Raw genomic sequence first — 8,884 nt, forward strand, 5'->3', positions numbered from 1 at the left:
TTGGCATTCGCATACAAGTCAATGGCTTCATTACGATTATTTTTTTCAAATAAGCGTGCTTTTTCTTAGACTTTCAAGAAACGTACGACAAGATCTGGATGCTCTTTCGTAAAATCTGAGCGTGCAATCAAAAAACTAGGAGAATAGGCATTTAATGATTCACCGTTCTCTAGTATTCTTGCCCCTTTTGTTAATGTTTGTAGGGAGATGAACGGTTCCCAAATCGACCAAGCATCGATTGCTCCGGTTTCAAATGCCGGTTGCGCTTCATCCGGTTGTAATTGAATAATCTTTACATCATCTGGTTTGAACCCCGCTTTTGCTAAGGCTGTATACAATAAGGCAAAGCCACTACTACCTTTTGCCACCCCAATCTTTTTCCCTTTTAAATCTGCTAACGTGTGAAGAGGACTATCCTTTCGAACAAGAATAGCATTCCCTTTTAGTCCATCACCTGCAAGTGCAATTTCTTTAAACGAGATATTTGCTGCTTGTCCAGCAATAACAGGAGAATTTCCTACGGCACCTAGATCTAATTTATTCGCTGCAATGGCTTCAAAATGAGGAGGGCCACTTTGGAATACGGTCCACTTCACTTTCACTCCGCTTTTTGCAAATTCTTCTTCAAACCACCCTTTTTCTTTCGCTAGTAACAACGGTCCTAAGCTCTGCTGAATTCCTATGTTGACTGTAAGATTTTCATTATTCTCTTTCTGTGTATTTGCAGTCGTTGTTTTGGAAGCACATCCGCTAAATATAATCAATATGAATGCCGAAAGTAATACAATGGAAGGCTTCAATTTTTTATTCATAGTTTTCTTCTCCTTTATATACCTGTCCTTGTGTTAATTCTAGCTCTTCTACATGCTCAAACTTACTTAACACCTTTTGTCTTAGCTCTTGAAAGGATTGACTTGTTCTTTTTCGTGGATACGGTAAATTGACTGGAATAATCGTATTTATCTGACCTGGTCTAGCACTCATGATAAAAACACGATTCGCCAAATAGATTGCTTCATCTATATCATGTGTGACTAGAATCATAGTTGTTTTCTTCTGTTGCCAAATATCTAACAATACATCCTGAAGATGCTTTCTTGTGAAGGCATCTAGCGCAGCAAATGGTTCATCTAGAAGCAGTACTTCCGGATCGCGTAGCAGTGCCCTTGCGATAGCCACACGTTGTGACATTCCCCCAGATAACTCTTTCGGATAGGATGTTTCAAATTGCTTTAATCTTACAATTTCAATTAGTTCATCAACCCTGCTTCTCACTTTCGGATCTTTAAGGGATAGATCGGCAGCTATATTTTGTTCCACTGTCAACCAAGGAAACAGTCGATGTTCTTGAAAAACAAAGCCTTGTTTGATACTAGGACCTAAAACTTTCTGATCCTGTATTGTGATATTTCCTTCATACTCATTATCAAGTCCAGCTATGAGCTTTAGCAGTGTACTCTTACCACAACCACTCGGTCCAATAATGGTTATAAATTCACCTTCTTTTACTTGTATATTAATATCTTGTAGAACTGGTGTTGCTCGCTGTTGTTTAATAAATGTTTTGTATAAGGTATCTACTGAAACACTCATCTTTCTCCCCCCTTATTTCATCTTCTAAATTTTCTAGTTGTTTACGAAACTCACAATAAAAAATCAAAAAGCACTAACTCTTTATCAGAGTTAGTGCCTTCAGTTTGCCTGATCAGCTACCTAGTTTTTTCTTTTCTAGTATGTTATTGACAATAATAAACACAGTTAACCGATATGTCAAGTGTGTTTTCTATTGACTTACAAAAACCTTGCACATTGCGCAAGGTCTTTTATCAGCTACTTTTCTCTACTGCTTCCTTTCGAAAGAAACTCTTCATCGCATGAAATACATCAGCCTTTTGCTTTAAAATGTAGTAACGAAAGGCTTCGTCCTCGATACCTTTATATGCGGACATTAAGGTGGAGTGTCGATTGTATTGGTTTACTTCCCCGTACCCAAACATATTGCTTACCTTCATAAGTTCCTTTACCAGTTTAACGCAGCGGGCATTATCCGATGTGAGATTATCACCGTCAGAGAAATGGAAGGGATAGATATTGTAGCGTATTGGAGAATATTTGGTTTCAATAAGATCTAGCGCAGCTCGGTACGCTGAGGAACAAATGGTACCGCCACTTTCTCCTTTTGAGAAAAAATCCTCTTCCGTTACTACTTTTGCCTCCGTGTGATGTGCGATAAATTCGATATCAACTGTTTCATATTTTGTTCGTAAAAAACGTGCCATCCAAAAAAAGAAGCTACGGGCCATATATTTTTCCCATATACCCATCGAACCACTCGTATCCATCATAGCTAATACAACTGCTTTCGATTCCGGCTTAAGTACTTCAGTCCACGTTCGAAATTTTAAATCCTCGGGATGAATGGGATGAAAGGATGGTTTTCCCGTCATTGCATTTCGCTTATAAGCTGTCATCATCGTTCGTTTTTTATCAATATTTCCCATTAACCCTGTTTTTCGAATATCATTAAATTCAATGTGTTCCACTTTATTTTCATCAGTTTCTTTTCTCTTCAAATTCGGTAGCTCTAATTCATAAAATAGTGCCTGTTCTAGCTCCATGAGTGATACTTCTGCCTCGTAGTAATCCTCACCAGCTTGATCGCCTGCTCCTTGCCCTTTCCCAGGTCCCTTTTGTTGACCATTCCCGTTTCCGTCTCTTGCTACAACATCTCCTACTTTACTGTTACCAGTTCCTTGCCCTACATGCTTATTTTTATCATAATTATAACGTATTTTATATTCATCTAAAGAGCGAATTGGGATTTTCACTACGTCCCTACCGTTTGACATGACGATACTTTCCTCTGTAATTAAATCAGCTAAATTGTTTTTTATCGCTTCTTGTACTTTTTCTTGGTGTCGTTGTTGATCATCCTGACCTTTTCGATGGAGGGACCAATCTTCGCGAGCAATCGTATAATTATTGTTGTCAGTCATTCCTTGCCCTCCTTTATCTTATTAAAATGTCACACTTTCTTACTCACATGCATATCGTAATTGTGTCGGCTTTTTTTCGAGTGAGAGTGGATTACTCTATCTTATGCGGGATGCATAAATAATTGACAACTATTTTTGAGAATACATCGCCTCATTTTTTTTCGTTTTCGTGCATGTTATTTCAATTTCGAAGTATAGCAAAAAGGATAGATGCCATATAGAGACATCTATCCTTTTCACATATTGCCCATTTATCGTTCCATTACCGATTCAGCAAGCTCCCTACATATCGCAATAGCTCGTTTGCTGAGGTAGAATTATACCCATGCTCTTCTATTAAGCGAACAACAACCTCATTGATTTTCTTAAGCTGACTTTCATCTGGTGTTTTCGATGAAGTTGTTATTTTCACAACGTCCTTTAAATCTGCAAATAATTTTTTCTGAATGGCCTCTCTAAGTCGTTCATGTGAGTTGTAGTCAAATCGTTTTCCTTTTCGTGCGTAGGCGGAAATACGAATGAGTATTTCTTCCCGAAATGCTTTTTTCGCATTTTCAGAAATACCAATTTGTTCTTCAATCGAACGCATCAGTTTTTCATCCGGGCTCATTTCTTCTCCCGTAAGTAAATCGCGAAGCTTCGCCTTGTTGCAATATGCCTCCACGTTATCTAAATAATTATCCATTAACGTTTTAGCAGATTCTTCGTAAGAATATACGAAGGCTTTCTGAACTTCTTTCTTTGCGAGATTATCATATTCCTTACGAGCAAGGGAAATGAAATTCATGAAACGTTCTCGGTCTTCGCTACTAATGGAGGGATGCTGATCTAATCCATCTTTTAAAGAACGTAAGACATCGAGTGCATTGATGGAAGGAACCTCTTTACGGATAATAGTGGAAGAAATACGATTGATAACATATCTTGGATCAATTCCTCCCATTCCTTCATCCTGGTATTCACGTTGCAATTCCTCCACATCAATGGAATTAAATCCTTCGACCAGTTCACCATCGTACAAACGCATCTTTTTCATTAAATCAATATCAGGTCGTTTCGGTTCTTTTAACCGTGTTAAAATCGTAAACATGGCAGCAACGCGCAGAGTATGCGGGGCAATATGAACATTTGCTACGTCACTCTCCCGAATCATCTTTTCATAAATTCGTTCTTCCTCACTTACTCGTAAATTATACGGTATTGGCATTACGATAATACGAGAATGCAACGCTTCGTTTTTCTTATTTGCAATAAACGAGCGATACTCGGTTTCATTCGTATGCGCCACAATTAATTCATCTGCGGATATGAGTGCAAACCGGCCTGCCTTGAAATTTCCCTCCTGCGTTAAGGACAGCAAATGCCAAAGAAATTTTTCATCGCACTTTAGCATTTCTTGAAATTCCATCATACCGCGGTTAGCTTTGTTAAGCTCCCCGTCAAAACGGTACGCACGTGGATCTGATTCGGATCCGTACTCCGCTATTGTTGAGAAATCGATGCTTCCCGTTAAATCTGCAATATCCTGTGATTTAGGATCTGATGGACTAAAGGTCCCAATTCCGACCCGACGATCCTCTGAGAAGAAAATCCGTTCTACTACCACATCTTCAATGCGACCACGGTACTCCTTCTCAAGCCTCATTACGTTTAACGGCGATAAATTCCCTTCAATACGAACACCGTATTCCTGGAAAAAGTCATTTCGTAAATGCTGGGGGATTAAATGCAAGGGATCTTCGTGCATCGGGCATCCCTTGATAGCGTAGACAGCCCCTTCATCCGTTAAAGAATATGCTTCTAGCCCTCGTTTTAGCATCGTAACGAGAGTTGATTTTCCACCGCTAACAGGACCCATTAGTAGTAAAATCCGTTTTCGAACATCCAACCGTTTTGCAGAAGGATGAAAATATTCTTCCACTAGACGCTCCAATGCTTCTTCTAAACCATAAAGCTGATTACTGAAAAATTGGTATCGTTTTTTCCCTTCAAATTCCTTTATACCTGCATCTTTGATCATATTATAAATCCGAGAATGCGCAGTTTGCGCGACGTACGGTCTTTCTTTAACAATTTCTAAATACTCTGCAAACGACCCTTCCCATCTTAAATGCTGTTCTGTTTCTCTATATTCCTCGATTTTCTTTAATATATCCATGGTAGCCCTCCCCATCATCTTGTTCAAAAAGGATTATTATAACCTATGCGGGGATGTCCCGAAACATTCGTAGGAATACATATTGCCAAAATCTTCAAATTCATGAGACAATACAGATGCAGTAAGGAGAAATCCTAGAAAAGCTATCAAAAGGAGGAAAACTACAATGAAATTTATTTTAATTTTATTTGTAATTATCGTCTTTTTAAGTGCAATTTTCAAAGCAGGATATAATGATAAGCCACATTCTAAATCGTGAAGACATACAAAAAAAGCGTTGAACAAGGTTCATCGCTTTTTTTTTAACCAGTTTGTTAATACACGATTTTAAGATCTAGCTCTGGATAGTTTTGCTGACGCAACGCTTCATATATAAGAATGGCTGCCGTGTTCGATAAGTTTAAAGAACGAACTTTATCAGTCATCGGGATACGTAAGCAGTGGTCAAAATTTTCTTGAATGATGTTGGCTGGTAATCCATTTGATTCTCTTCCGAAAACAAAGAAGATATCTTTAGTTGTATCACTATAGTCAAAGACTGTATGAGCTTTTTCTCCATATTTCGTTAGATAATACTTATCCCCATCTGGATTTTTTTCAAAAAATTCTTCTATGCTATCGTAATATCTCACATCAACATACTGCCAGTAATCAAGCCCTGCGCGTTTTAACATTTTATCCTCTGTTGAAAAGCCAAGTGGACGAATTAAATGTAAAACAGTCCCTGTTGCGGCACAAGTACGAGCAATGTTTCCTGTATTAGATGGAATTTCTGGTTGAAATAACACTGCATGTATACCCATTTTGTTCACCTCTACCTTTCTCTACATGGTATTATACCACTATGCATTGAATTGAAAAGGTTTAGGCTCACATGTCATCTACAATATGAAAAAATTTATATTTCATTCGCGGCGTATATTTACTTGAATCCTTATATGCCCAGTACCGGCGACGACTATCCGCAGAATGAGCGTTCACGAGTGGCATCCCTTTCGCATCTTTAGCTGTAACAATGGTCGTATGATTCCATCGACCATCATCTTCAAAATCATAAATGATAATATCACCGAGCATCAATTCTTCTGGTTTTTCCACAAGTTTTGCCCGAAGACCTATGGTATTTCTTGATAAATACGAATGAAAGGAGTGTGCAACAGCCCAGCTCCAGCTCCACTGATTATATTGTTGCCACCAACCGCTTCCTACTTTCGGATAACCAGTCATCGGAGTTTCTCCTGCACGTAAGCATTGTGAAATGTAGTTTGTGCAATTATCTTGAAAATTTTTGTAGGCTGGATTTCTTCCATTCCACCACGCTTCTGCATATTTCACTGCTTCTAATCGATTATATTTATAAGGCTGCTTTCCCTTTGTAATTTCGCGTTCCACCATTTCTGTCGGCACTTCCATTTCTGGTTGAGGCAGAACGATATCGATTGTACTCGCATCTTGATTCCATATAAGAAGTCGGTCCATCTTCTCTTCTTCCACATACATCAGAGCATTTTGCCTAATAAAATATTGAATATGCAGCGTATACTGAATTTCTTTTCTAGATCCAGCAGTCAATGCCCGAATAGCAGCAACCGTTACATGACATTTTACTACCTCTGCTCCTCGCTCTTGCATGGCTATTCTTCTTCGTTTAACAATAGCTAATAGATCCGCAGGTAACCCCGATACTGCTGAATTACCCGTCACACATGCTAAAAATTTGCTTGCAACGTCCTTTACCTGTTCCTTTACGTTCAATAGAGTTCCCCCCTCACCTATTACCATATGAAGGGGACTTTCCAAACTTGCTACTGCATTAACATTTGCATTCCTTTATCGATTTCAGCCCTTACTTGTTCGTCCTTTTCCATTCCCTTCGCTTCTTCTAAATCTGGCAGTACATCTCGGTTACCGATTTTTCCTAAGGCCCAAGCGGCACTTCCGCGCATGACAGGCCGAGGATCCTCCCTCATCACACGAAGTAAGTCTGGTATCGCCGTTACATCTTTAAAATGGGCAAGTGCGAAAATGGCATTTCGTTGAATCGGTTTCTTCCCGCGCCACGAACCTGACATACTACCATATGTTTCTTTAAATTCTTTATTGCTAATAGAGAGTAAAGGCTTTAATAAAGGCTTCACTAAATTTGGATTCGGTTCCATATCGGGATGATGATGATAATCCACTCCCTTATTTTTCGGGCAGACTGTCTGACATGTATCACACCCGTATAAACGATTGCCAATAATGGCACGAAACTCATCGGGTAAAAAATCCTTAGTCTGCGTTAAAAAACTAATACACCGCTGACTGTTTAACTGTCCTCCTTGTACTAACGCGCCTGTCGGACAAGCCTCTACACATTTATTACAAGAACCGCACCCATCCTCAAGCGGGGTATCAGGAAAAAATGGAATATTCGTGATGATCTCTGCCAAATAAAGATACGTTCCAAATTTCGGTGAAATAATGGCACAATTTTTGCCGCTCCAGCCAATACCAGCACGCTCTGCAACAGCACGGTCGCTTAATTCCCCCGTATCTACCATAGACGAAAATCGCAGATCAGGTACACGCTGCTTAAGAAATTCTTCTATTTGTACTAATCGTTTCCGTAAAACTGTATGATAATCCTGCCCCCACGAAGCACGGCTGAACATACCGCGATACGCTCCCTTTTTACTTCGCGGCGCATGTGAAAGTTTAGATGGATAGGCTAACCCAATTGCGATAATGGATTGTGCTCCTTGCAACAACTTCTCTGGTTCTGTGCGCTTCTCTACATCAGATTCCTCAAATCCAGATGCATAACCAAGTTCCTGCTGGCGAATGAGTCGCTGCTTTAGCTCTGTAAAAGGTGCTGCACTCGCAAATCCAATGGTATCAATACCTATTTCTTTACTATATCTAATAAGCTCCTGCTTCAAATCTTCTACATTCATTTGCTACTCACCTCGTACTATAGTACCTAAACTGTAGAGGAAATAAATAAAAAACGCAATATCCCGTTTATCTATGAAACGGAACACTGCGTTGATAACAAGTTAATATACAATATAAGTGCAATACGCTTGAAAGGCTTGTGTTACAAACTGCCATTTCCATACGCTATTAAGAACATGTATTGAATTATAGCACTCATTCGACACAATCTCAATACTTTTAGCGAAAAAAGTCGAAAAAAGTATATTTGCAAAAAAAAAGCTCCTATCGTCTGATTCGACCATAGGAGCTACTAAAAACCAATATCCGTTTATTTCTTTCCGTTACTTTCAATAGCCTGCTTAATGCTATCATAATTTGCATTAACTAGCTTCCCATCCACATACACAGTCGGAGCACCTTGTGTATTAAGCTTTAATGCAATATCTTTATCCTTCTGAACAGTATCTACGATTTCTTTACTCTTCAAATCGTTTTCAAACTGAGTAAGATTAATTTCCGGAAGCTTTGTTTTCACAAGATCCGTTAAAAATTGTTCCGTAATCCATTCCTTATCTTCATTCTTTTGGTTGCTATACACTTCATCATAAAACTTCCAAAATGCCTCTTTATTTTGCTTATAAATTGCTTCTCCTGCTTGTGCAGCTAGTGTAGAGTCATTTCCGATAAATGGAAAGTTAATAAAATGGAACTGTACCTTTCCCGTATCAATATAATCTTTTTTTAACTGAGGTAAAACCGTCGTATCCCACGTACGACAAGCAGGACATTTAAAGTCGCCAAATTCAAC

The 8,884-nt window shown here is 38.9% G+C and carries 8 protein-coding genes; all 8 read right to left on the minus strand.

Going from position 1 to position 8,884, the window contains the following annotated elements; translation table 11 throughout:
* Positions 1 to 65: 65 nt before the first annotated feature.
* On the minus strand, positions 66 to 812 hold the full coding sequence (locus AC11ZT_RS07955) for an NrtA/SsuA/CpmA family ABC transporter substrate-binding protein (RefSeq protein ID WP_484059088.1): 747 nt from the start codon (positions 810 to 812) through the stop codon (positions 66 to 68).
* Entirely contained in the window at positions 805 to 1,593 is a 789-nt protein-coding gene (locus AC11ZT_RS07960; protein WP_484059089.1) for an ABC transporter ATP-binding protein, read from the minus strand. Before AC11ZT_RS07960 ends, AC11ZT_RS07955 begins: the two co-directional genes overlap by 8 nt.
* Before the next feature lie 233 nt (positions 1,594 to 1,826).
* Positions 1,827 to 2,996, minus strand: coding sequence for a sporulation protein YhbH (gene yhbH, locus AC11ZT_RS07965; RefSeq protein ID WP_484059090.1), 1,170 nt, complete (start codon positions 2,994 to 2,996; stop codon positions 1,827 to 1,829).
* A 262-nt stretch (positions 2,997 to 3,258) separates the two neighbouring features.
* On the minus strand, positions 3,259 to 5,154 hold the full coding sequence (locus AC11ZT_RS07970; RefSeq protein ID WP_484059091.1) for a PrkA family serine protein kinase: 1,896 nt from the start codon (positions 5,152 to 5,154) through the stop codon (positions 3,259 to 3,261).
* Between the two features lie 314 nt (positions 5,155 to 5,468).
* Positions 5,469 to 5,957, minus strand: a complete 489-nt coding sequence (gene trmL / locus AC11ZT_RS07975; RefSeq protein WP_484059092.1) for a tRNA (uridine(34)/cytosine(34)/5-carboxymethylaminomethyluridine(34)-2'-O)-methyltransferase TrmL — start codon at positions 5,955 to 5,957, stop codon at positions 5,469 to 5,471.
* Between the two features lie 67 nt (positions 5,958 to 6,024).
* A complete protein-coding gene (locus tag AC11ZT_RS07980) occupies positions 6,025 to 6,909 on the minus strand; it encodes an amidase domain-containing protein (RefSeq protein WP_484059093.1) in 885 nt (294 codons plus the stop codon).
* Positions 6,910 to 6,959: 50 nt separating this feature from the next.
* Positions 6,960 to 8,093 carry a tRNA epoxyqueuosine(34) reductase QueG gene (queG, locus tag AC11ZT_RS07985; protein WP_484059094.1) on the minus strand — a complete coding sequence of 378 codons (1,134 nt, stop codon included), beginning with the start codon at positions 8,091 to 8,093 and terminating at the stop codon, positions 6,960 to 6,962.
* 311 nt (positions 8,094 to 8,404) lie between these two features.
* Positions 8,405 to 8,884 (minus strand): DsbA family protein (locus tag AC11ZT_RS07990; RefSeq protein WP_484059095.1); only part of this gene is annotated, 480 nt, incomplete at its 5' end.

The sequence above is a fragment of the Ectobacillus sp. genome, from assembly GCF_056992975.1.

Bases quoted from the DNA above. Each gene is read 5' to 3' on its own strand.
- AC11ZT_RS07955 (WP_484059088.1), bottom strand. From the start codon at position 812: ATGAATAAAAAATTGAAGCCTTCCATTGTATTACTTTCGGCATTCATA.
- AC11ZT_RS07960 (WP_484059089.1), bottom strand. From the start codon at position 1,593: ATGAGTGTTTCAGTAGATACCTTATACAAAACATTTATTAAACAACAG.
- yhbH (WP_484059090.1), bottom strand. From the start codon at position 2,996: ATGACTGACAACAATAATTATACGATTGCTCGCGAAGATTGGTCCCTC.
- AC11ZT_RS07970 (WP_484059091.1), bottom strand. From the start codon at position 5,154: ATGGATATATTAAAGAAAATCGAGGAATATAGAGAAACAGAACAGCAT.
- trmL (WP_484059092.1), bottom strand. From the start codon at position 5,957: ATGGGTATACATGCAGTGTTATTTCAACCAGAAATTCCATCTAATACA.
- queG (WP_484059094.1), bottom strand. From the start codon at position 8,093: ATGAATGTAGAAGATTTGAAGCAGGAGCTTATTAGATATAGTAAAGAA.